The organism is Micromonospora sp. SCSIO 07396, assembly GCF_053667945.1.
Map to the genome: position 1 here is coordinate 7,417,416 of NZ_CM132210.1, position 20,740 is coordinate 7,438,155.

Below are 20,740 nucleotides of genomic sequence, written 5' to 3' on the forward strand. Positions count from 1 at the left end.
GCCGGCGCTCGGGCCGGCCGGGACGGCTGGTCACCGGTAGCGCAGCGGGGTGACGTTGTCGTACTCGACGACCTCCGCGACGACCCGGTGGTCGGCGTCCAACGCGCTGGCGGTCAGTTCGGCGGTGCCCGCGCCGGGCGGGTCGTCACCTGCCACCCGCAGGCCCAGGACGAGCCGGATCTCGGCACCGGGCGTCAGCCCGGCCACCTCGCAGCGCACCGGCCCGCCGGTCGTTCCCGGGGCGCTCCGGCAGGCGGACCAGCCGTCGCCGTCCGGACGCAACGCCGCCGGCAGGTCGAACCGGAGCGCCACCGACCGGGCCGGCGCGGTGCCGGTGTTGCGGACCCGCACCGTCGTGCTTCCGGTACGGGAGCCGTCCGGCGCGACGCCGAGCACCAGTTCGGTGGCGGTGACCACCAGGTTCACCTCGTGCGGGTTGGTCGGGAAACCGGTCGGACCGGAAACCTGGCGGAACGAGCCGCCGTCCCAGCGGTAGCCGCGCCACTGCCGCTGCGACCACTCACCGGCCCAGCCGCCGCCCGGGTAGATGTCGCCGACCTGCACCCGGACCACCCCGTCGCCGCGTACCTGCACCCCGATCAGCCACTGGGGCCGCTCCCGGGCGCTGACGACCACCCGCCCGACGGTGACGATCCGGCCGGTGGTGCCCCGGTCGAAGGCCACCACCTGCTGCCAGCCGTGGGTGCCGAAGACGCACTGCACCAACACCACCGTCTCCTGCGCCCCGTCCCCGTCGACGTCCCCGTGGGCGAGGGCGAGCAGGGCGTTCCTCCCCTCCTGGCCGTCCGCGGTCAACCGGACGCCTGCGGTAGGGCAGGCCGCACCGGTCGGCCAGGTCGGCAGCGTCACCGGGGTGGCCAGCAGCTCGCCCCGGCTGATCCGGCCGTCGGGCGGGGTCGCCGTCGGGCCCGCGCCGGTCGGCGGAGGGCCACCGGTCGGGGTCGTCGGCGCGGTCGGCGTCGGCGTGCCGGTGGCGTCGGGGGTGGGCAGCACCGGGCCGGGCCGGGGCTCCGGGCGGTGCAGCGCGACGTAGCCCAGGGTCGGACCGGTGAGCAACGCCAGCGCCGCCGCGACCAGCGCGGCCCACCGGCGACGGCGGCGCAGCCGCACGGTCCGCCGGACGGCGGCCGGGCCCGGCACCACCACCGAGTCCAGCACGGTACGGCGGTAACGGGCGAACTCCTCGGTCGGGTCGAGAATCTCCGAATCAGGCATCGCGCACCTCCCCGGTGCTCTCCCGCAGTTGCGTCGCCAACGCGGCCCGGCCCCGGTGCAACCAGGACTTGACCGTCCCCTCGGCGACCCGTTCCTGGGCGGCGATCTCGCCCACCGACATGTCGGCCAGGTAGTGCAGGACGACCGCCCGGCGCTGCTTCGCGGGCAGCTGCGCCAACGCGACGTCGAGCGCCACCCGGTCGGGCGTCGGCCCGGCCACGTGCGTCTCCCGCTGCCGCGACAGCCACGCCTGGGCGGTCCGCAGCCGCCGCCACCGGTGGTGACCGAGGTTCCAGGCGACCTTGCGGACCCAGGCCAGCGGATCGTCGTAGCCGGACACCCGGTCCCATCGCGCGTACGCCCGGCAGAACGCCTCCTGCACCAGGTCCTGCGCCTGCCCGAGGTCGCCGGTGTAGGCGGTGAGCTGCACGACCAGCCCTCGGAAGTGGGCGTGGTAGAACCCGTCGAAGCTCAGCTGCCCGGGTGCGGTCGCGGGGTCGGGTGGCGGATCACCGACCCGCGCGCTTCTCGTCACAGTCACTCGTCCTCCCCGTGGTCGCCGGCGGCCCGCATCCCGGACCCGGGCCGCCGTCACACCGGTAAGAGCCCGCTGCCGGCGCACGGGGTTGCGTCCGTGGGCTGTGGTTGACTGTCCAGTGGGAGACAGCGCAGCGGCCACGGCGACGGATGGGCGTCGACCGGCCGGACGAGGAGGCGGTCGTGCAGTTGCCGGGAGTGCTCGGCGAGCCGATCCGGTTCGTCCTCAACTGGGGTCGTCGCTACTCGCTCTGGGTGTTCAACTTCGGCCTGGCCTGCTGCGCGATCGAGTTCATCGCCACTAGCATGGGCCGGCACGACTTCATCCGGCTCGGCGTCATCCCGTTCGCGCACGGACCCCGGCAGGCCGACCTGATGGTGGTCTCCGGCACGGTGACCGACAAGATGGCCCCGGCGATCAAGCGGCTCTACGACCAGATGCCCGAGCCGAAGTACGTCATCTCCTTCGGGTCCTGCGCCAACTGCGGTGGCCCGTACTGGGACTCGTACTCGGTGACCAAGGGCGTCGACCAGCTCATCCCGGTCGACGTCTACGTGCCCGGCTGCCCACCCCGGCCGGAGGCGCTCCTGCACGGCATCCTCCGCCTTCAGGAGAAGATCGCCGCCGAACAGTCAGGCATCGGCGGCGTCGACCGCACGGACCCGCTGGCTTCGCCCGCCGACGCCCCCCGCCCGGTCGAGTCCCTGACCGCCCCCCCGGTCCGCCCTCCGACCCCTTCCTGACCCGCTCCCGCCCCACCCTGCCCAGCTGCGCCCCACCCCCGGCCCCGCTGGGCCCCACCGCACCCCCGCTGGGCCCGAGTGATCCCCCGCTGGGCCCCGGTGATCAAGAGGTTTGCGTCAAATCCGCGCCCGACACTGTCCAAAACCTCTTGATCACTGTGCCGTGTGCGGGCTGGAGGCCGGATGCCGGCCGGTTCAGTCGGGGCGGCCGAGGTCAGGGTGGTGCCGCAGGTGCGTGGCCGATCCGGGCCGGTGACCAAGCCGCCCCGTCTCGGTGATCAAGAGGTTCGCGTCACCATTCCGCGTGAATCTGACGCGAACCTCTTGATCAACTGACGTAAACCTCTTGATCACCGAGACGGGGCGGGGTGGGGCGGGGTGGGGCGAGGCGGGGCGGGCAGGTTGATCACCGGGGCCGGGCCGGGCCGGGCGGGGCGAGGCCGGGCGGGGCGGGGCGAGGCTGGGCAGGGCGGGGTGGGGCGCGTTGGGGAGGAGGGGCCCGAGGGTGGGTGGCGGGTAGGGGTTAGCGTGCGTTTCATGACCGACTCCGTGGACCGGCGGTCCACTTTCATCGTCGACGTACTGACCGATGAGTTCGGCGCGTCGATGGCGCTCGACCCGGCGGCGTTCCGTCGCAAGTTCCGCAAGATGGCCGCCTCCCCGTTCGCCTTCTACCGGGGCAGCGCCTCGTTGTTCTACGCCGACCAGCGCGGCGACTTCGCCGACGACGCCTTCCTCGACGAGCAGACCAGCCGGGTGTGGATCCATGGCGACCTGCACGCCGAGAACTTCGGCACGTACATGAACGCCTCCGGCCGCCTGGTGTTCAACGTCAACGACTTCGACGAGGCGTACGTCGGGCCGTTCTCCTGGGACCTCAAACGGCTCGCCGCCAGCGTGGCCCTGATCGGCTACGCCAAGGCCCTGTCCGACCGGGCGATCGGCGAGCTGGTCACCGGCTTCGCCCGGTCGTACCTGACCGAGTTGCAGGCCATCGCCGCCGGTGGGGACGACGCGATCGGCTCGATCACCCTCGACAACGCCGACGGGGTGCTGCGCCGGGTGCTCCAGGAGGCCCGGCTGAACACCCGGGTCGACCTGCTGGCCGCGCAGACCACCGTCGACAACTACGAGCGGCGGTTCTCCCTCGGCGACGGGGTCTTCGAGATCGACGGCGAGACCCGCAAGAAGGTGTGCGCCGCGTTCACCGGGTACCTGGACACCCTGCCCCCCTCGACGGCCCGACTGCGACCGGTCGCCACCCAGATCAAGGACGTGGTGCTGCGCAAAGGCGTGGGCATCGGCTCGGCCGGGTTGCCGTCGTACAACCTGCTGCTGGAGGGGCACACCGAGGCGTTGGAGAACGACGTCGTCATCTACATGAAGCAGGCGCAGGTGCCGGCGGTGGCCCGGCACATCGACGACGAGCGGGTCCGGGGCTACTTCCGGCACCAGGGGCACCGCACGGCCGAGTCGCAGCGGGCGTTGCAGGCGCACGCCGACCCGTGGCTGGGCTTCACCGAGCTGGACGGGGCCGGTCAGCTCGTCGCCGAGGTCTCCCCGTACGCCGCCGACCTGGACTGGTCGGACGTCAACGAGCCGGACGAGCTGGCCGGGGTGCTCGCCGACCTGGGTCGGGCGGTGGCCCGGATGCACTCGGTCGCCGACGACGAGTCCAGCCACGATCTGGTGGACTACTCCACCGAGGAGGCGATCGTCGCGGCGATCGGCGACGACACCGACGGCTTCGTCGGGCACCTGGTCGAGTTCGCCCACGCGTACGGCGTCCGGGCCCGCACCGACCACCAGCTCTTCGTCGACCTGTTCCGCAACGGCCGGCTCCCCGGCATCTGAGCCGGCCCGTCGGGCGTCACAGCCCGAACTCCAGCACCACCTTGATGTCGTCGTCGGCGTGGGCGTACGCCTGTGCGTACGCCGACACCGGCACCCGGCGGGTGATCAGGGCGTTCAGCCAGGACTGGTCGGCCCGGGCGAGCGCCTGGGCGGCCAGGTCCCAGTGCCGTCGGTTGGCGTTGACCGAGCCGAACACCACGTTGTTCTCCAGCACCAGCGCCCGGTTGAGCGCCCCGGCGTCGAAGTCGATGGTCCGGCCCCCGCTGGACACCCCGGTCAGGCAGACGATCCCGGCGGGGCCGACCTTGCACATGGTGTCCAGCACCACGGTCGGCGCGCCGGTGCACTCGACCACCACGTCCGGCTCGAAGTCCAGCTCGTCGACCGGCACCGTGTGGTACGTCGCCCCGAGCGCCCGGACCAGGTCCGGTTTGGGGCCGGTGGTGTTGCGGTCCAGCACGTGCACCGACAGGCCACGCTGGACGGCCAGCAGGGCCGCCAGCAGCCCGATCGGCCCGGCCCCGGTGACCAGCACGGTCTGCGGTTTCCACTCGGCCCGGGTGCCGATCTGCGCGATGTGGTCCCACGCCTTCGCCACCACGCTCGCCGGCTCCAGCAGCATGCCGACCGGGGCGAGGACCGGGTCCAGCCCGACGGCGAACTTCGGTTGCACCCGCCACCGTTCCCGGGCGAAGCCGGGCAGCCCCTTGATCCCGTGCTCGGTGTACCGGCCGTTGCGGCACATGTCCCACTCGTCGACGGCGCAGTTCGGGCAGGGCACCGGGTCGGGATGGCGGACGATGCCGGCCACCAGGTCGCCGGGTTGCAGGGTGCCGGTCGGGTCCTCCAGCACCCGGCCGAGGGACTCGTGGCCGAGCACCAGTTCCCGCTGGCCGGGCGGGGCCTCGCCGTAGTCCCCGGAGATGATCTCCTGGTCGGTGCCGCAGATGCCGACGGCGAGCGCCTCGACCAGGATGGCGCCCTCCTCGGCCAGCGGCTCCGGCCAGTCCTGCACCAGCCGTAGCGAGTCGCGGACTCCGGGAGTCACCGTCACAGCGCGCACGGCCCCATCTTTCCCCGCCCCACGTCGTCATGCCTGACAAAGCGCCAGATGCCCGCTCCGGCACCCGTCGGAACCGTGGCGCGGGCCGTCCGTTCACCTCATCCAGGTGTCCGCCGGGCGCGTACGACCGGGCGGGCGGGCCCGGCGTCGGGGCGGCGGCCATAGGATCAACCGCATGACTCCGGAAGAGGTCGGTCGGCGGGTGGTCGCGCTGCTCACGCCGGTCGAGGCGACCGCGTCGGTGTCCGGCGGGCAGGCCCACGCCCGGGCCACCGTCGACGTACCCCCGGCGGCCTGGGCGGACACCCTCCGCGCGGTACGCGACGACGCCGAGCTGGCCTGCGACTTCTTCGACTGGCTCTCCGCCGTCGACGAGCTGGCCGACGGGTTCGACGTCGTGGTCCACCTGTGGTCGACCCGGCACCGGCACGGCGTGCTGCTGCGTACCCGGGTGCCGAGGCAGACGCCGACGGTGGCGTCGGTGGTCGACGTCTTTCCGGGCGCGGCCTGGCACGAGCGGGAGACCCACGAGATGTTCGGTGTCGACTTCACCGGCCATCGGGGCCTGGCCCCGCTGCTGCTGCCGCCCGAGTTCGAGGGGCATCCGCTGCGCAAGGAGTTCGTGCTCGCCTCCCGGGTGGCCAAGCCGTGGCCGGGGGCGAAGGAGCCGGGCGAGTCCGAGGCCGGCGGGGGTCGCCGGGCGGTCCGCCCACCCGGGGTGCCCGCTCCGGGGGAGTGGGGCGTGGTGCCGGCCCCGGCCGGACCGGTGACGGTGGGTGACAGGGCTGCGGCCCGCGCGCCCCGGGAGCGGCCGGCCCGGCCGGCCCCGGGGGCCCGACCGCCGCGTACCCCCGGCCTCGGCGCAGCAGGCGACGACCCGGCGGCCACCGCCCGCCCGGCCCCCGACGGGCCGGGGACGAGCGACGGCCCGGCGCGCGGTGACCAGGCTGGCGACGAGGGGGGTACGGCCTGATGCCGACCTGGTTGGAGCTGGTGATCCGGATCGGCGGGGTGCTGGTCGCGTTCCTGACCCTGCCGCTGATCGTCGGCCAGGCCGAGCACAAGGTGATGGCGCACATGCAGGGCCGGCTCGGCCCGATGTACGCCGGTGGCTTCCACGGCTGGGCGCAGCTCGTCGCCGACGGGATCAAGTTCGTCCAGAAGGAGGACATCACCCCGCGTGAGGCGGACCGGGCGGTGTTCCGGTTGGCGCCGGTGGTGGCCCTGGTGCCCTACCTGCTGGTGCTGCTGGTGATCCCGCTCGGCCCGGACGACCTGGTCGGGCAGCCGCTGGACATCGGCCTGTTCTTCGTCCTGGCGGTGGTCGGGGTCGGCGTGGTGGCGGTGCTGATGTCGGCGTGGGCGTCGGCCAACAAGTACAGCCTGCTCGGCGGGCTGCGCGGGGCGGCCCAACTGCTGGGCTACGAGCTGCCGCTGGTGTTGGCCGCCGCCTCGGTGGCGGTGGCGGCCGGGACGTTGAGCCTCGGCGGGATCGTCGAGGCGTGGCAGCCGTGGTGGCTGCTCTGGCAGGCCCCCGCGATGATCGTGTTCTTCGTGGCGGGGCTGGCCGAGATCCGGCGGCCCCCGTTCGACATGCCGGTCGCCGACTCGGAGCTGGTCTTCGGCTACATGACCGAGTACACCGGGCTGCGGTTCGCGTTCTTCCTGCTCGCCGAGTACGTCGGGATCGTGGTGATCGCCGCGCTGACCACCGTGCTGTTCCTCGGCGGCTGGCAGGGCCCGTTCGCCGACGCCCAGCTCGGCTGGCTGTGGACCCTGCTGAAGGTGTTCGCCGTCTCGTTCGTGATCATCTGGCTGCGGGTGTCGTTCCCCCGGCTGCGGGAGGACCAGCTCCAGCGGCTGTGCTGGCTGGTGCTGGTGCCGGCCGCGCTGGCCCAGCTCGTCCTCACCACCGCCGTACGTCTCACCCTGAACTGAGCGTCGGCCCGGAGGGGCCCCCGGACGGGGCCCCTCCGGCGTGCTCACGGCGCGGCGTAGAGCAGGCGGTTCGGGGAGCCGGTCCCCGGGTTGACCACCTTGCCGGTGGTGGCGGCGCTGATCAGTGCGCTCTTGGCGGTGGCGAGGGTCGCCGTCGGGTTGGTCTGCCGGTAGCGGGCCAGCCAACCGGTGACGTGCGGGGCCGCCATCGAGGTGCCGGACCAGCCGCTGGCCACGGCGGTGTTCGAGGCGATGCCGGCGGAGGTGATGTCCACCCCCGGGGCGAAGATGTCGACGCAGGTCCCGTAGCTGGAGAACGAGGCCCGGTTGTCGTTGATGTCGGTCGCCGCGACGGTGATGCCCCGGCTGGACCGGGGGCCGTTGGTGCAGGCGTCGGTGTTGAAGTTGTTGGCGATGAAGACCGGGTACACGCCGTGGTCGATCAGGTTCTCGATCGAGGTGTTCGCCGAGGTGCCGTAACCCTGGAGGCTGAAGTTCGCCACCGAGGTGGTGGCGTGGTTGGTGGCCAGCCAGTCGACGCCCTCGATCAGGTCGGTGCTCCACCCGGAGTTGTCGCACTGGAGCACCCGGACCGCCCGCAGCGTCACCGACTTGGCGACCCCGTAGGTGGTGCCGCCGATGGTGCCGGCGACATGCGTGCCGTGGCCGTGGCAGTCGTTGGTGCCGTTGCCGTCGCCTACCGCGTCGTAGACCCCGGCGGCGCGGGTGCCGAAGTCGACATGGGTGGCCCGGATGCCGGAGTCGACGATGTAGGCGGTCACCCCGGAACCGGTCGTGGTGTAGCCGAAGCTGTTGCTCAGCGGCAGGTTGCGCTGGTCGATGCGGTCCAGCCCCCACGACGGCGGGTTGCTCTGCACGGCCTGGGTGGACGCGCCGCCGGCCTGGGCCCGCTCGGCGCGGGCCGTCGTCGGGCCGGTCCGGTCCGGGGTGGTGCTGGTCAGTCCGCCCTCGATCCGGGTGTCCCGCTCGACGTACTGCACGGCCGGGTCGCTGCGGACGGCGGCGAGGGCGGCCGGGGGCAGCACGGCGGCGTACCCGTCGAGGACCTGGGTGTAGCGGTTCAGCACGGTGCCGCCGGCCCGCTCGGCGACGGCGGCCGACTGGGCGGTGCGGGCGAGGCGGGCGGTGCGCTCGCCGCTGACCGGCTTGTCGTCCAGGACGACGATGTACCGGTCCGGCGCGGCTTCCCCGCTGCCGGTCAGCAGCGGCGCGGGTGCGGTCCGGCCGGGGCCGGGGGTGACCGGTGCCGCGACGGCGGCGTTGGTGGTGGCGGCGAGCGCGCCGGCGAGAACACCGGCGAGTACGCCCAGACGTGCGGTCCTGCTACCCAGCTTGCGCAAGGCTCGTTCCTCCTCGAAGGGGGAGTCCGTAGTGGACTGGTAGCCCGCCGACGGGAATCGCGGCGACGGACGCCCCCTAGTCGAACAGGTCATATTGACCATCGTGTTAACTCTTGAACGCTGAGGGTGAATGTGTGGCAGCTCTCGGTGTCCGCTGTCGACCGTGGTTCCGCGCGTGCGGGGATGGCTCAGTGGGGGCACGGCGGTGCGCCCCCGATCCGGTGGGCCGGGCGGGGGCGCGTGGTCGGGGTGGCTCAGCCGATCGGGGTGTGTTCCGGCGGCACCTGCTCGGCCGGCGGCGGGGGCGGCGGGGGCGTGCCGTCGCCGAACGGCCGGCCGCCGAGCGCCTCCCGCCCGTGCGGGCTGAGCCAGTTGACCAGGTCCGGGCCGAGCGGCACCACCCCGGTCGGGTTGATGTCCCGGTGCACCTCGTAGTAGTGCCGCTTGATGTGGTCGAAGTCGATGGTGTCGCCGAACCCGGGGGTGGTGAACAGGTCCCGCGCGTACGCCCACAGCACCGGCATCTCGCTGAGCTTCTGCCGGTTGCACTTGAAGTGGCCGTGGTAGACCGGGTCGAACCGGGCCAGCGTGGTGAACAGCCGCACGTCGGCCTCGGTGATGGTGTCGCCGACCAGGTAGCGCTGGCCGGCCAGCCGGTCGCTGAGCCAGTCCAGCCGGTCGAACAACCGCCGGTACGCCTTGTCGTACGCCTCCTGCGAGCCGGCGAAGCCGCACCGGTAGACCCCGTTGTTGACGTCGGCGAACACGACCGCGTTCACCTCGTCGATCTCGGCGCGCAGGTGTTCCGGGTAGAGCTGCGGGGCGCCCTCACGGTGGTACGCCCCCCACTCGGTGGACAGGTCCAGGGTCATCTGCGCGTAGTCGTTGGTGACCACCTGACCGGTCGGCACATCGACGATCGCCGGCACGGTGATCCCCCGGTCGTAGTCCGGGTAGCGGGCGAAGAACGCCTCGGCCAGGCGCTCGATACCGAGCACCGGGTCCCGCCCGCCCGGGTCCAGGTCGAACGTCCAGCTCCGGGCGTCATGGGTGGGCCCGGCCACCGCCATCGGCAGTGCCTCCTCCAGCCCGAGCAGCCGCCGTACGATGATCATGCGGTTGGCCCACGGGCAGGCCCGGCTGACGACCAGCCGGTAGCGGCCCGGCTCGACCGGGTAGCCGTCCCGCCCGTCGGCGGTGATCCGGGTGGCGATGTAGCGCTGGTCCCGGGTGAACTCGCCGCCCGGCTCGACGTACTTGCCGCCGGTCTGGGTCGCCGTCCTGCCGTTGCTCTCCGCCATCATGTCGCCCTTCGTCCGCTTCGGCTCCCATCATGGCGGGTCCGGCGTCCGGTGGCACGGTAACGCGGGCCTAGGCTGCCCACATGATCGACGTGGCGGCGGTGGCCCGGCGGTTCGTGGCCGACGTGTGGAACGCCGGCCGCGAGGAGTCGGCGTACGAGTTGGTGGCGCAGGAGTGCCCGGGGCTCGGCGGCACCGGCCCGGCGGCGGTGCTGGCCTGGCACCGGGACCGCCGGGCCGCCTTCCCCGACCTGCGTTACAAACTGGTGGACGTGGTTGCGGCCGGGGAGCGGGTGGCGCTGCGCTGGCGAGCCGCCGGCACCCAGGCGGGGCAGTTCGGCCCGGTGCCGCCGACCGGGCAGGTGGTCAGCTATTCCGGGGCGACGTTCCTGCGGTTCGACGCCGCCGGCCGGATCGTCGACGTGTGGAGCGTCAACGAGCTGTTCCAACTGCTGCAACAGTTGGGTGTGGAGATGCTGCCGCCGCTCACCGACGCCGGGGCGTGATCCGGGCGACCGACAGGTTCACCGGGAACGGCTCACCGGTGTCGACGAACTTCGTCCACCGCCCGGTCTCGGTGTAGACCTCGTTCACCGCGTCGATCTTGTAGGTATGCACGACCAGGCCGTCGTCCTCCACCTCGATCCGCCAGTAGAACGGGATGCCCGCCTGCGCGTACAGGGTCGGCTTGAGCACCCGGTCGATGGAGCGGGTGCTGGGGGAGACGATCTCGACGGCCAGCACCACCTCGTGCGGTTCGTACCGGGACGGCTCGCGGGCCGCCGCAGTGGACGTGGTCACCAGCACGTCGGGGATGAACGAGCGGGTCCGATTGATCCGCACCTCCACGGCCTGGGTCACGTCGTAGTCGTCGGGACACTCCTCTTCGAGCGCGACGCCAAGTCGCATCGCGATGGTCTGGTGGATCCGGGTGGGGGAGGCGGGCACGATCAGCACTCCATCGAGAAGTTCGCGGCGGCGGCCGTCCTCGGGCAGCGCGTCCAGATCGTCGGTCGTCCAACCGCCCTCGGGTGGCTGGTAGCTCCGCAACGCGGCGGTCATCGGTCGGTCCTTCCCGGTGCGTCGTTCTCCCCGGCCGCAGGGTAACGCCGGCAAACGCCGGGTGGTGGTCGCGCACGCCGTGGCCACAGGGCAGGATGACCCCATGAGCGAGCGAGTCGGGGCGACACGGTGAGCGAGCACGGCGGTGGCACCGGCGGCGGGCTGGTGAAGGGGCTGGCGGTCACGTTGAAGACGATGACCCGCCGGTCGCACACCCAGCAGTACCCCGACGTCGCCCCCGAACTGCCGCCCCGCTCCCGGGGCGTGATCGCGCTGCTCACCGAGAACTGCACGGTCTGCATGCTCTGCGCCCGCGAGTGCCCCGACTGGTGCATCTACATCGACTCGCACAAGGAGGAGGTGGCGGTGGCCGGCGCGGCCCGTCCCCGCCAGCGCAACGTCCTCGACAAGTTCGACATCGACTTCTCGCTCTGCATGTACTGCGGCATCTGCATCGAGGTCTGCCCGTTCGACGCCCTCTACTGGTCGCCCGAGTTCGAGTACGCCGAGTACGACATCAAGGACCTGCTGCACGACAAGGACCACCTCGGCCAGTGGATGGCCACGGTGCCGCCGCCGCCCGCGCACGACCCGCACGGCGAGCCGGCCAAGGAGGAGACCACCGCCGCGCGCAAGGCCGCCGCCCCGACCAGCTCCGCCGCCCGCCCCACCGTGGTACGCCCCGAGCCCGGCCCCGCCGACGACGGAGGTGCCTCCCGGTGACCGGTGCGGACGTGCTGCTGCTCGCCCTCGGCGCGGTGGCGGTCGGGTCGGGGGTGCTGGTGGTCGCCACGAAGCACCTCGTCCGGGCCGGCCTCTACCTGGTGCTCTGCCTGGGCGCGCTGGCCGGCGACTACCTGGTGCTCACCGCCGAACTGGTCGCCTGGGTGCAGGTGTTGATCTACGTGGGTGCGGTGGTGGTGCTGCTGCTGTTCGCGGTGATGCTGACCCGGGCCCCGATCGGGGCGTCCGACGATCTGGACCGTCCGGGCTGGCCGGCCGCGCTGATCGGGGCGGGCACCGGGCTGGGACTGACGGCGCTGCTGGTCGACGCGTTCCGCTGGTCGACGGTGGAGCTGCCGGCGGCGGGTACCGCCGAGGGCATCGGCGAGCAGGTGTTCCGCTCCTGGGTGCTGCCGTTCGAGGTGCTGTCGGTGCTGCTGCTGTCCGCCCTGGTCGGCGCGGTCATCCTGTCCCGCCCCGACATCGGCCGCCGCCCCGACGCCGCCCCCGCGCAGTCGCGAACAGAGGTGGTCCCGTGAGCGCGAGGAGTGAGCCGGTTTTGCGAGCCCCGCAGTCGCGAACTGAGGTGGTCCCGTGAGCGCGAGGAGTGAGCCGGTTTTGCGAGCCCCGCAGTCGCGAACTGAGGTGGTCCCGTGAGCGCGAGGAGTGAGCCGGTTTTGCGAGCCCCGCAGTCGCGAACAGAGGTCATCCGGTGAGGCCGGTCATCCCGTACGTCACCGCCGCGCTGCTGTTCGGCCTGGGCGTCTACGGCGTGCTGCGGCGACGCAACGCGGTGCTGGTGCTGATGGCGGTGGAATTGATGCTCAACGCGGTCAACCTGATCCTGGTCACCGCCGACACCACCGTGCGGGCGGTGCTGCCGCACTCCGGGCAGGTCTTCGCGTTGTTCGTGATCGTGCTGGCCGCCGCCGAGATCGGCGTCGGGCTGGCCATCGTGCTCCAGCTCTACCGGCTGCGGGCCAGTGTCACCGTCGACGACGTGCCGTTGACCGAGCCGGCCGGGGGCCGGGCGGGGTCGACAGGTGACGTCGAGGCCGGGTCGGCCGGCGCACGGGCGGAGGTCGGGCGGTGACCGGGCTACTCGGGGCGGCACTGCCCGTCGTACCCCTGGTTGCCGGGTTGCTCGGGTTGCTGCTGCCGCCGGCACCGCAGGGCGCGACCGGCGGGGAGGGCGCGGCCCGGCGGGCGGCGATCGGCCTCGGGGTGGCCGGCGCGGCCGGCGCGTTGCTGGTCGCGGTGCTGCTGCTGGTCCGGGTCGGCGACCCGGTGGAGACCAGCACCAGCTGGATCGATCTGGGTGGGCTGCGGGTCACCCTCGGGGTACGGCTGGACGGCGGCGCCGCGCTGGTCGCGGTCGCGGTGGCGGCGGTGGCCCTGGCGGTGCAGGTCTATTCGGTGGCCTACCTGCGGCGCGGCCCGCACGACGACGTCGAGGTGGACCACCGCTATCCGCCCTACGCCGCGCAGATCAGCCTGTTCACCGCCGCGATGCTGCTGGTGGTGGTCAGCGGTGACCTGATCCTGCTGCTGGTCGGCTGGGAGGTGATGGGCCTCTGCTCGTACCTGCTGATCGCCCACGACCGGCGGCTGCCCGAGGCGCCGGCCGCCGCGATGAAGGCGTTCCTGGTCACCCGGGTGGGTGACGTCGGGTTCCTGCTCGGCATCGCGCTGCTCGGCGTCTCGGCGGGCAGCTTCCGGATCGCCGACGTGCTCGCCCACGACCACTCCACCGGCGTGTTGACCGCCGCCTGCCTGCTGCTGCTCGCCGGGGTGGCCGGCAAGAGTGCCCAGTTCCCGCTGCACACCTGGCTGCCGGACGCGATGGCCGGCCCGACGCCGATCTCCGCGCTGATCCACGCCGCGACCATGGTCGCCGCCGGGGTGTACGCGGTGACCCGGCTCTACCCGCTGTTCACCCGGGCCCCGGTGGCGCTGGCGGTGCTCGGCGTGCTCGCCTCGATCACCCTGCTGCTCGGGGCGCTCGCCGCCACCGCCCAGGACGACCTGAAACGGGTGCTCGCCTGGTCGACGGTCTCCCAGATCGGCTACATGACCGGCGCGCTCGCCGTCGGTGCCCCGGCCGCCGCGCTGTTCCACCTGCTGACCCACGCCGCGTTCAAGGCGCTGCTGTTCCTCGCCGCCGGTGCGGTGATCCACGCCGTCGGCACCACCCTGCTGTCCCGGATGGGTGGGCTGCGCCGCAGCATGCCCGTCACCTTCTGGTGCACCCTGATCGGCCTCGGCGCGCTGGCCGGCGTGCCGCCGCTGTCCGGGTTCTGGAGCAAGGACGGGGTGCTCGCCGCCGCCGAGGCCGCCGCGCTTGACGGCACCGGCCCCGCCCCGACCTGGGTGGGGTGGCTGGTCTGGCTGGCCGGGCTGCTCGGGGTGCTGCTCACCGCCGCGTACGCCACCCGGCTGCTGCTGCGCGCCTTCTTCGGCGAGCCCCGGCTGCCGCTGCTGCACCCGCACGACCCGCCGGCTCTGATGCGTTGGCCGGTGTTGCTGCTGGCCGTCCCGGCCGCGCTGCTCGGGCTGGCCGCGTTCTGGCCGCCGTTCACCGACCGGCTGCGGGGCACCGCCGCCGACGTCGACCTGGTCCACCTCGCCCCGGCGGTGCTGCTGCCGCTGGTGCTGCTGTTGGCCGGGGCGGGGCTGGCCTGGGCCGGTTGGCGGCGGGACCCGGCCGCCGATCCGGCCCGCGCGCTGGGTCCGCTGCGGCCGGTGTTCGCCCGCGCCTTCCGCCTCGACGACCTGCAACACACCCTCGTGGTACGCCCCACGACGGCGCTCGCCCGGGTGACCCGTACCGGTGACGAGGTGGGGGTGGACGGCCTGGTGGAGGGGGTCGGCCGGGGCGCCTCGGCGCTCGGTGCCGGGCTGGCCGCGCTGCACCGGGCGGCGCTGCCCCGCGCGACGGCGGCGGTGCTGGCCGGTGCCCTGCTGATCGGCCTCGCCGCCGCCCTGATCGGAGTCTCCTCATGAGCTTGGGACAGGTGTTGCTGGTCGGGGTGTTGGCGTTGCCGGCGGTGGGGGCGGCGCTGGTCGCCGTGCTCCCCGGGGAGCGGGCGGCCCGGCTGCTGGGTACGGCGGTCGCCGGGCTGACCCTGGTCGGGGCGGTGCTGCTGGTGCTCGGGGACCACGGCTGGTTCGGCTACGGCCCGGCACCGGCCGTGCAGCCCTGGCACGAGGTCGACCTGCCCTGGGTGCCCGGCCTCGACCTGCGTTTCCACCTCGGCGTGGACGGCATTTCCTGGCCGCTGGTGGTGCTCACCGCCCTGCTCACCCTGCTCTGCTGCGGCTACACCGTGCGTCGGGTGCCGCAGGGGCGGGGGAGCGGCCGGGCGCTGGTGGCGTTGCTGCTGGTGGTCGAGGTGGGCATCCTGGGCACCTTCCTCGCCCTCGACCTGGTGCTGTTCTTCGTCTTCTTCGAGGTCGTCCTGCTGCCGATGTACGCGATCATCGCCGGCTGGGGCGGCACCGGCGATGATCTGCCGGCACGCGACGCGGCCCGCGCGGCGGCCCGTAAGTTCGCCCTCTACACGCTCTTCGGCTCGGTGCTGCTGCTGGTCGGCGTGTTCGTGGTGGTGGCCGCCGCCGGCACCGCCGACATCGTCGCGCTGACCGGCGGGGTGGGGCTGTCCCGGGGCACCCAGTTGACCGCGTTCGCCCTGCTCGGGTTGGCGTTCGCGGTGAAGGCCCCACTCTGGCCGCTGCATACCTGGCTGCCCGACGCGCACACCCAGGCCCCCACCGTCGGCAGCGTCATCCTCGCCGGGGTCCTGCTCAAGATGGGCACGTACGGCCTGATCCGGGTCGCCGTCGGGGTGGCCCCGGAGGGGGCCCGCTGGGCTGCGCCGATCCTCGGGGTGCTGGCCGTCGCGGCGATCCTCGTCGGCTCGCTGGTCTGCCTGGCCCAGGACGACCTGAAGCGGCTGATCGCCTACTCCAGCGTGGGGCACATGGGGTTCGTGCTGCTCGGGGTGGCGACGCTGACCGCCACCGGCATCCAGGCGGCGCTGATCGGCAACGTGGCGCACGGGGTGATCACCGGGCTGTTGTTCTTCCTCGCCGGCGCGGTCAAGGACCGGGCCCACACCGGGGCGCTGGCCGAGTTGTCCGGGCTGCGGGAGACCGCGCCCCGGCTGGCCGGTCTGCTCGGCTTCGCGGCGGTCGCCTCGCTCGGCCTGCCCGGTCTGGCGGGCTTCTGGGGTGAGGCGTTCGCGGTGGTCGCGGCCGTCGAGCGGGGCGGGCCGCTGTGGACCACGCTGGCGGTGCTGGCGGCGATCGGCGGGGCGCTCACCGCCGCGTACTTCCTGCGGTTGCTGCGTCGGGTCACCCACGGTCGGCCCAGCCCGGTGGTCGGCCGGTTCACCCCCGCCCTGGCCGGGGTGGAGCTGGCCGCCTGGGTCCCGCTGGTCCTGCTCGCCCTCGCCGTCGGCCTGCTGCCCACCCTGGTGCTCGGCTACGCCACCGGCCCGGTGGACGCCCTGGTGGGGATCGTCCGGTGAACGGGGTCGGCCCGGTGAGCGCGAGGAGTGCAGCGCAGCGGAGCCCCGCAGTCGCGAGCGGAAGGGTGGCTCGGTGAGCGCGAGGAGTGCAGCGCAGCGGAGCCCCGCAGTCGCGAGCGGAAGGGTGGCCCGGTGAGCGCGGGGAGTGCAGCGCAGCGGAGCCCCGCAGTCGCGAACGAAAGGTCCGACTCGTGAGTGTGGTGCAGAGCGTCGACAACGTGGCGTTGCTGCCGGCGTACCTGGCGGCCGGCACCGCCGTACTCGTGCTGCTGGCGGATCTGCTGGTCGGCCGGGCCGGCGCGACGGTGGCGGTGGCATGCGCGGGCGTCGTCGCCACCGGGGTCGGCGCGGTGGTGGTGGGCGCGGCCGGCACCCGGCGGACGTTCTGTGTGGGTGCCGACTGCTCGTGGGTGTTCGACGGCCGGGCGGCCCTGATCGCCGGGGTCTTCGCCCTGCTCACCCTGGGGGTGCTCGGGCTCTCCGGTCCGCTGCTGCGCGGCGGTCCGACGCCCGTCGGCGAGTACTGCTTCCTGCTGGCCTGCTCGATGACCGGTGGCGTGGTGCTGGGCGCGGCCGGTGACCTGATCACCCTGATCGTCGCCCTGGAGACCCTGACCCTGCCGCTGTACGTGCTGGTGGGCCTGCGTCGGGGCAGCCTGGCCAGCGCCGAGGCGGCGGTCACCTTCTTCGTGGTGAGCGTGGTGGCCACGACGGTCACCCTGCTCGGCGCGGCCCTGCTCTACGCGGCGACGGGCGGCCTGCACCTGGGTCGGCTCGGCGGGCTGCTGGCCGACGCGCCGGACGTGCCGCTGGTCCCGGCGGCGGTGGCGCTGGTGGTGCTCGGGCTGGCCTTCAAGGTGGCGGCGGTGCCGTTCCACGCCTGGGCGCCGGCGACCTACGACGGGGCGCCGCTGCCGGTGGCGGCCTACCTGTCCACCGCGTCGAAGCTGGGCGGGGTGGTGGCCCTGTTGGCGGTGGTGCAGCGGGCGCTGCCGGCCGAGGTGACCGGCCCGGTGCTGGCCCTGCTGGCGGTGCTCACCATGACCGTGGGCAACCTGGTGGCGCTGCGCCAGCGGCGTACCGTCCGGTTGCTCGCCTGGTCGTCGGTGGCCCAGGCCGGCTACATCCTGGCTCCGTTGGGGGTGCTGGCGTCGACCGCCGGGCGCGGCGACGACGTCCGGGCCGGGGCGTACGCCGCCGCGGTGGCGTACGCGGTCTTCTTCGTGGTGGTGGAGCTGGCGGCGTTCGCGGCGCTGGTGGCGTTGCGTCCGGCCGGTGCGGACGGCGGCGCGGTGGCGGACCTGCGTGGGGTGGCCCGGCGGCGGCCCTGGGCCGGGGCGGCGTTCGCGCTGGCCCTGGTCGGGCTGGCCGGCCTGCCACCCGGGCTGGCGGGGCTGTTCGCCAAGGTGACAGTGGTCCGGGCGGTGCTGGACGGTGGGGCCGGCTGGCTGGCCCTGGTGGTGGCGCTGAACGCGGTCATCGGACTGGCCTACTACCTGCGCCTGGCCGCCACCCTGTACGCCGACCCGACCCGGGTGCCGGCCGGTCCCGCCGGGGAGCCGGCTGCGGCCGGTTTACCTGCCCGAACCGGGCAGCCGACCGCGCCCGTCGGGGTCGCGCCCGGGGTGACGCCCGGCCGGGTGGCCTGGCCGGTCTCTGTGGCGTTGGCCGTGGCGACCGCGTTGGCCGTGGTGATCGGCTTCGCCCCCCAACTGGTGCTGGATCTCGCCTCCCGCTGACCGGCCCGCTCGGAGCTTCCGCCACCCGCTGACCTGGTGTCCCGGGTCGTCCCCGGTTGTCCGGTGCGTTCAGCGGGTTCACAGCTTCTGTCAGTCAACTGCCAGTCATGAGCTGGATGGTTGACGGGTACCGGTGACGTTGTACCGGTCAGCGGGTCCCGCGTGACCCGCGCACCGAAGGAGCGATCGTGCATCACAACCGTCTGAAGACCGCAGCGCTGCTGGGCCTGCTGACCTCGCTGATCCTCGCGGTCGGCTACTGGTTCGGTGGGAGCGGTGGCCTCGTCGTCGCCGTCGTCGTCTCGTTGCTGATGAACGGCGTGACCTACTTCTTCTCCGACAAGCTCGCGTTGCGCTCGATGCGGGCGCAACCGGTCAGCGAGGCCCAGTTCCCCGAGCTGTACCGGATGGTGCGTGAGCTGGCCACCGAGGCCCGGCAGCCGATGCCCCGGCTGTACGTGAGCCCCACCTCACAGCCCAACGCGTTCGCGACCGGTCGTAACCCGGCCAACGCGGCGGTCTGCGTCACCCAGGGGATCACCGAGATCCTCGACTACCGCGAGCTACGCGGGGTGATCGGCCACGAGCTGTCCCACGTCTACAACCGGGACATCCTGATCTCCAGCGTGGCGGCCGGACTGGCCGGTATCATCACCATGCTGGCGAACCTGGCGTTCTTCATCCCGCTGGGCGGCAGCAACGACGAGGACGGCCCGAACCCGGCGGTGCTGCTGCTCACCATCATCCTCGGCCCGATCGCGGCCACCGTGATCCAGTTGGCGATCAGCCGCAGCCGGGAGTTCCAGGCCGACGCCTCGGGCGCGCAGCTCACCCGGGACCCGCTGGCCCTGGCCAGCGCCCTCCGCAAGATCCACCTGGGTACCCAGGCCCGGCCGCTGCCCGCCCAGGGACAGCTCACCAGCACCGCCCACCTGATGATCGACAACCCGTTCAAGCGGGGTGGCGGCATCGCCGCGCTCTTCTCCACCCACCCCCGGATGGAGGAGCGGGTGGCCCGGCTGGAGCAGATGGCCCGCAACTCCGGCCCGGTGCAGTTCCAGCGCTGACGGTCACACCCACCGCGCCCGCGTCCACACCCTGGACGCGGGCGCGGTCATATCCACGGTCAGGGGGTTCGGCCGGTCGGCTGTGCGCCGGCCCCGGCCGGCAGCTGGTCGGGGCGGGTCAGCAGCACCACGACCAGCAGCAGCACCCCGGCCAGCAGGTAGGCCACGGCCGGCCCGAACAGCGCGGCGGCCGACCCGAGCAGGAAGATCCCGCAACCTGCCACCACGATGTTGGCGGCCACGATGGTCGCCTCCACCTGCCCCATCCGTTCCACCGGGGCCAGCCGGGCAAAGGTGGCCTGTGCGCCGATCAGCCACCCTCCGCCCGCGCCGATCAGCGCGTTGGCGCAGGCCAGCGCCCACACCGGGGAGTGCGTGGCGACCAGCAGGGCGGCCAGCAGCAGCGCCCCGGCCAGGGCGGCGGCCACGGTGACCTGCCCGGTCAACCGGCCCAACCAGGTGCCCCGCCCCAGCACCAGCACGAAGACCGCGCCGCCCAACGCCGACGAGGCCAGCACCACGGGCCGCCAGGCCCCGTCGGCGAGGTCCGGGGTGAGGGTCTCGGGCAGCGCGCCGGAGAGCACCGTGGCGAGGGTGAGCAGGGCGACGCCGCGCAGCACCGGGTGCCCGGCGATGGTCCGTATGCCGGCGGTGGCCGGTGGGCGTGGCCCGCGCCGCCGCTGCTGCCCGGTCGGCAACCCGGCCAGCACCACCGCCGCCACGAGGAACGAGACCAGGTCGATCAGGAGCGCCACCCGGGGGCCGAGGGCCACGGTGATGCTCGCCCCGGCCAGCAGCCCCACCACCTGGCCGACCTGGTTGGCGAAGGCGGACAGGCCGAACAGCGGCAGCCGCAGCGGGGCGTCCACCGACTCGGCGGCTACCGCCACGTTGACGCTGGAGTAGGCGGCCCGGACCGCACCGAGCAGGCCGGCCGCGACGATTGCCGGCACCGGCCGGGGCGCCGCGAGGGGGACCGCGATCAGCACCGCACCGGCCACCGAGAGCCAGACCAGCAGGGTACGGCGGGCCGGCACGTCCAGCCAACCGCTGAACACCGTGGCGACCAGCAGGGCGGGCAGGGCGCGGGCGGCGTACACGGCGGCCGGCCCGAGGACCGACTGCGTCTGGTCGTAGGCGAGCAGCAGCAGCGCGGCGAGCCCCACGAAGTCGCCCAGCTCGGAGATCCCCCGGGCGGTGACCAGCCGGGAGGCGACCGGATGGCGGAACAGGGCCAGGTAACCGGGGGGCGGTGAGAGCCGCTCGTCGGCGTCGGTCATCAGGTCGTCGGTTCCGCTTCCTCGACCCCGTTCTGCTGGTGACCGGGGCTCTCCCGGAGCACCGGGGCGGCTGCCCGGTGACGGCCGCCCCGGGACGCCGGGCCGGGCCGGCGGCGTTCGGTCGTCGTGCCGACCATTGGACCTCCTACGACATCGGGGGCGATCCAGCGGTGTATGTATCTGGGTCGATCAGCAAGTTACCCTCTCGCCGCCACCGGGTCAGCGGCCCCGGGTGTGAGTGAATCGACCATTCCCGGAGCGACCTGCGGCGTTAGGGTCTACAGGGTTCTGAGTCGTTACCTGATC

20 protein-coding genes are annotated in these 20,740 nt (G+C 73.3%); 12 read left to right on the plus strand and 8 right to left on the minus strand.

All coding sequences use genetic code 11. From position 1 onward, the window contains the following. Nucleotides 1–30 precede the first annotated feature (30 nt). The gene (locus ACWCHM_RS32700; RefSeq protein WP_454221180.1) at nucleotides 31–1,236 is read right to left on the minus strand and encodes a hypothetical protein; all 1,206 of its coding nucleotides are present in this window, start codon (nucleotides 1,234–1,236) and stop codon (nucleotides 31–33) included. Then, nucleotides 1,229–1,777, minus strand: coding sequence for a SigE family RNA polymerase sigma factor (locus ACWCHM_RS32705; RefSeq protein WP_374760075.1), 549 nt, complete (start codon nucleotides 1,775–1,777; stop codon nucleotides 1,229–1,231). The genes ACWCHM_RS32700 and ACWCHM_RS32705 overlap by 8 nt, the downstream gene beginning before the upstream one ends. Nucleotides 1,778–1,956: 179 nt before the next feature. On the opposite strand from ACWCHM_RS32705, the gene ACWCHM_RS32710 reads away from it, so the two are divergent. Beyond that, complete coding sequence (locus ACWCHM_RS32710) at nucleotides 1,957–2,517, plus strand: NADH-quinone oxidoreductase subunit B (protein ID WP_204957661.1); 561 nt, start codon at nucleotides 1,957–1,959, stop codon at nucleotides 2,515–2,517. Nucleotides 2,518–3,054: 537 nt separating this feature from the next. Continuing rightward, nucleotides 3,055–4,371: a DUF2252 domain-containing protein gene (locus tag ACWCHM_RS32715; protein WP_454221182.1), complete on the plus strand. Its 1,317-nt coding sequence runs from the start codon at nucleotides 3,055–3,057 to the stop codon at nucleotides 4,369–4,371. A 16-nt stretch (nucleotides 4,372–4,387) separates the two neighbouring features. On the opposite strand, the gene ACWCHM_RS32720 is transcribed toward ACWCHM_RS32715, so the two are convergent. Then, nucleotides 4,388–5,434 (minus strand): glucose 1-dehydrogenase, encoded by a 1,047-nt coding sequence (locus ACWCHM_RS32720; RefSeq protein ID WP_454221183.1) that lies wholly within the window; start codon nucleotides 5,432–5,434, stop codon nucleotides 4,388–4,390. A gap of 175 nt (nucleotides 5,435–5,609) precedes the next feature. Between ACWCHM_RS32720 and ACWCHM_RS32725 the strand changes: the two genes are divergently transcribed. Continuing rightward, the gene (locus ACWCHM_RS32725) at nucleotides 5,610–6,407 is read left to right on the plus strand and encodes an NADH-quinone oxidoreductase subunit C (RefSeq protein ID WP_454221184.1); all 798 of its coding nucleotides are present in this window, start codon (nucleotides 5,610–5,612) and stop codon (nucleotides 6,405–6,407) included. After that, nucleotides 6,407–7,372, plus strand: a complete 966-nt coding sequence (locus tag ACWCHM_RS32730) for a complex I subunit 1/NuoH family protein (protein WP_088644755.1) — start codon at nucleotides 6,407–6,409, stop codon at nucleotides 7,370–7,372. Before ACWCHM_RS32725 ends, ACWCHM_RS32730 begins: the two co-directional genes overlap by 1 nt. A 44-nt stretch (nucleotides 7,373–7,416) precedes the next feature. Here the strand turns inward: ACWCHM_RS32730 and ACWCHM_RS32735 are convergent, their stop codons facing one another. Together ACWCHM_RS32735 and ACWCHM_RS32740 are read right to left on the minus strand one after the other, a co-directional pair. Then, a complete protein-coding gene (locus ACWCHM_RS32735) occupies nucleotides 7,417–8,733 on the minus strand; it encodes a S8 family peptidase (protein ID WP_204957665.1) in 1,317 nt (438 codons plus the stop codon). Nucleotides 8,734–8,987: 254 nt separating this feature from the next. Next, entirely contained in the window at nucleotides 8,988–10,034 is a 1,047-nt protein-coding gene (locus ACWCHM_RS32740; protein WP_454221185.1) for a glutathione S-transferase family protein, read from the minus strand. Nucleotides 10,035–10,117: 83 nt separating this feature from the next. Between ACWCHM_RS32740 and ACWCHM_RS32745 the strand changes: the two genes are divergently transcribed. Next, entirely contained in the window at nucleotides 10,118–10,540 is a 423-nt protein-coding gene (locus ACWCHM_RS32745) for an ester cyclase (protein WP_454221186.1), read from the plus strand. Here the strand turns inward: ACWCHM_RS32745 and ACWCHM_RS32750 are convergent. After that, nucleotides 10,521–11,096 carry a Uma2 family endonuclease gene (locus ACWCHM_RS32750; RefSeq protein ID WP_454221187.1) on the minus strand — a complete coding sequence of 192 codons (576 nt, stop codon included), beginning with the start codon at nucleotides 11,094–11,096 and terminating at the stop codon, nucleotides 10,521–10,523. The two genes, ACWCHM_RS32745 and ACWCHM_RS32750, sit on opposite strands and share 20 nt — an antisense overlap. 129 nt (nucleotides 11,097–11,225) lie before the next feature. On the opposite strand from ACWCHM_RS32750, the gene ACWCHM_RS32755 reads away from it, so the two are divergent. From ACWCHM_RS32755 to htpX, 7 genes are all read left to right on the plus strand, one after another. Continuing rightward, nucleotides 11,226–11,819 carry a NuoI/complex I 23 kDa subunit family protein gene (locus ACWCHM_RS32755; RefSeq protein ID WP_454221188.1) on the plus strand — a complete coding sequence of 198 codons (594 nt, stop codon included), beginning with the start codon at nucleotides 11,226–11,228 and terminating at the stop codon, nucleotides 11,817–11,819. Beyond that, nucleotides 11,816–12,358, plus strand: a complete 543-nt coding sequence (locus tag ACWCHM_RS32760) for an NADH-quinone oxidoreductase subunit J family protein (RefSeq protein ID WP_454221189.1) — start codon at nucleotides 11,816–11,818, stop codon at nucleotides 12,356–12,358. Before ACWCHM_RS32755 ends, ACWCHM_RS32760 begins: the two co-directional genes overlap by 4 nt. Nucleotides 12,359–12,531: 173 nt before the next feature. Next, nucleotides 12,532–12,912 carry an NADH-quinone oxidoreductase subunit NuoK gene (nuoK, locus tag ACWCHM_RS32765; protein WP_421490037.1) on the plus strand — a complete coding sequence of 127 codons (381 nt, stop codon included), beginning with the start codon at nucleotides 12,532–12,534 and terminating at the stop codon, nucleotides 12,910–12,912. Then, nucleotides 12,909–14,822, plus strand: a complete 1,914-nt coding sequence (locus ACWCHM_RS32770; protein ID WP_454221190.1) for an NADH-quinone oxidoreductase subunit 5 family protein — start codon at nucleotides 12,909–12,911, stop codon at nucleotides 14,820–14,822. The genes nuoK and ACWCHM_RS32770 overlap by 4 nt, the downstream gene beginning before the upstream one ends. Next, complete coding sequence (locus ACWCHM_RS32775) at nucleotides 14,819–16,348, plus strand: complex I subunit 4 family protein (RefSeq protein ID WP_454221191.1); 1,530 nt, start codon at nucleotides 14,819–14,821, stop codon at nucleotides 16,346–16,348. The genes ACWCHM_RS32770 and ACWCHM_RS32775 overlap by 4 nt, the downstream gene beginning before the upstream one ends. Before the next feature lie 191 nt (nucleotides 16,349–16,539). Next, complete coding sequence (locus ACWCHM_RS32780) at nucleotides 16,540–18,087, plus strand: NADH-quinone oxidoreductase subunit N (RefSeq protein ID WP_454221192.1); 1,548 nt, start codon at nucleotides 16,540–16,542, stop codon at nucleotides 18,085–18,087. 188 nt (nucleotides 18,088–18,275) lie between these two features. Beyond that, entirely contained in the window at nucleotides 18,276–19,154 is an 879-nt protein-coding gene (gene htpX, locus ACWCHM_RS32785; RefSeq protein WP_204957674.1) for a zinc metalloprotease HtpX, read from the plus strand. Nucleotides 19,155–19,213: 59 nt separating this feature from the next. Here htpX and ACWCHM_RS32790 read toward each other — a convergent pair whose 3' ends face one another. Both ACWCHM_RS32790 and ACWCHM_RS32795 read right to left on the minus strand, forming a co-directional pair. Next, complete coding sequence (locus ACWCHM_RS32790) at nucleotides 19,214–20,434, minus strand: MFS transporter (RefSeq protein ID WP_454221193.1); 1,221 nt, start codon at nucleotides 20,432–20,434, stop codon at nucleotides 19,214–19,216. Continuing rightward, a complete protein-coding gene (locus ACWCHM_RS32795; protein WP_158224196.1) occupies nucleotides 20,434–20,571 on the minus strand; it encodes a hypothetical protein in 138 nt (45 codons plus the stop codon). The genes ACWCHM_RS32790 and ACWCHM_RS32795 overlap by 1 nt, the downstream gene beginning before the upstream one ends. Nucleotides 20,572–20,740: the final 169 nt, after the last annotated feature.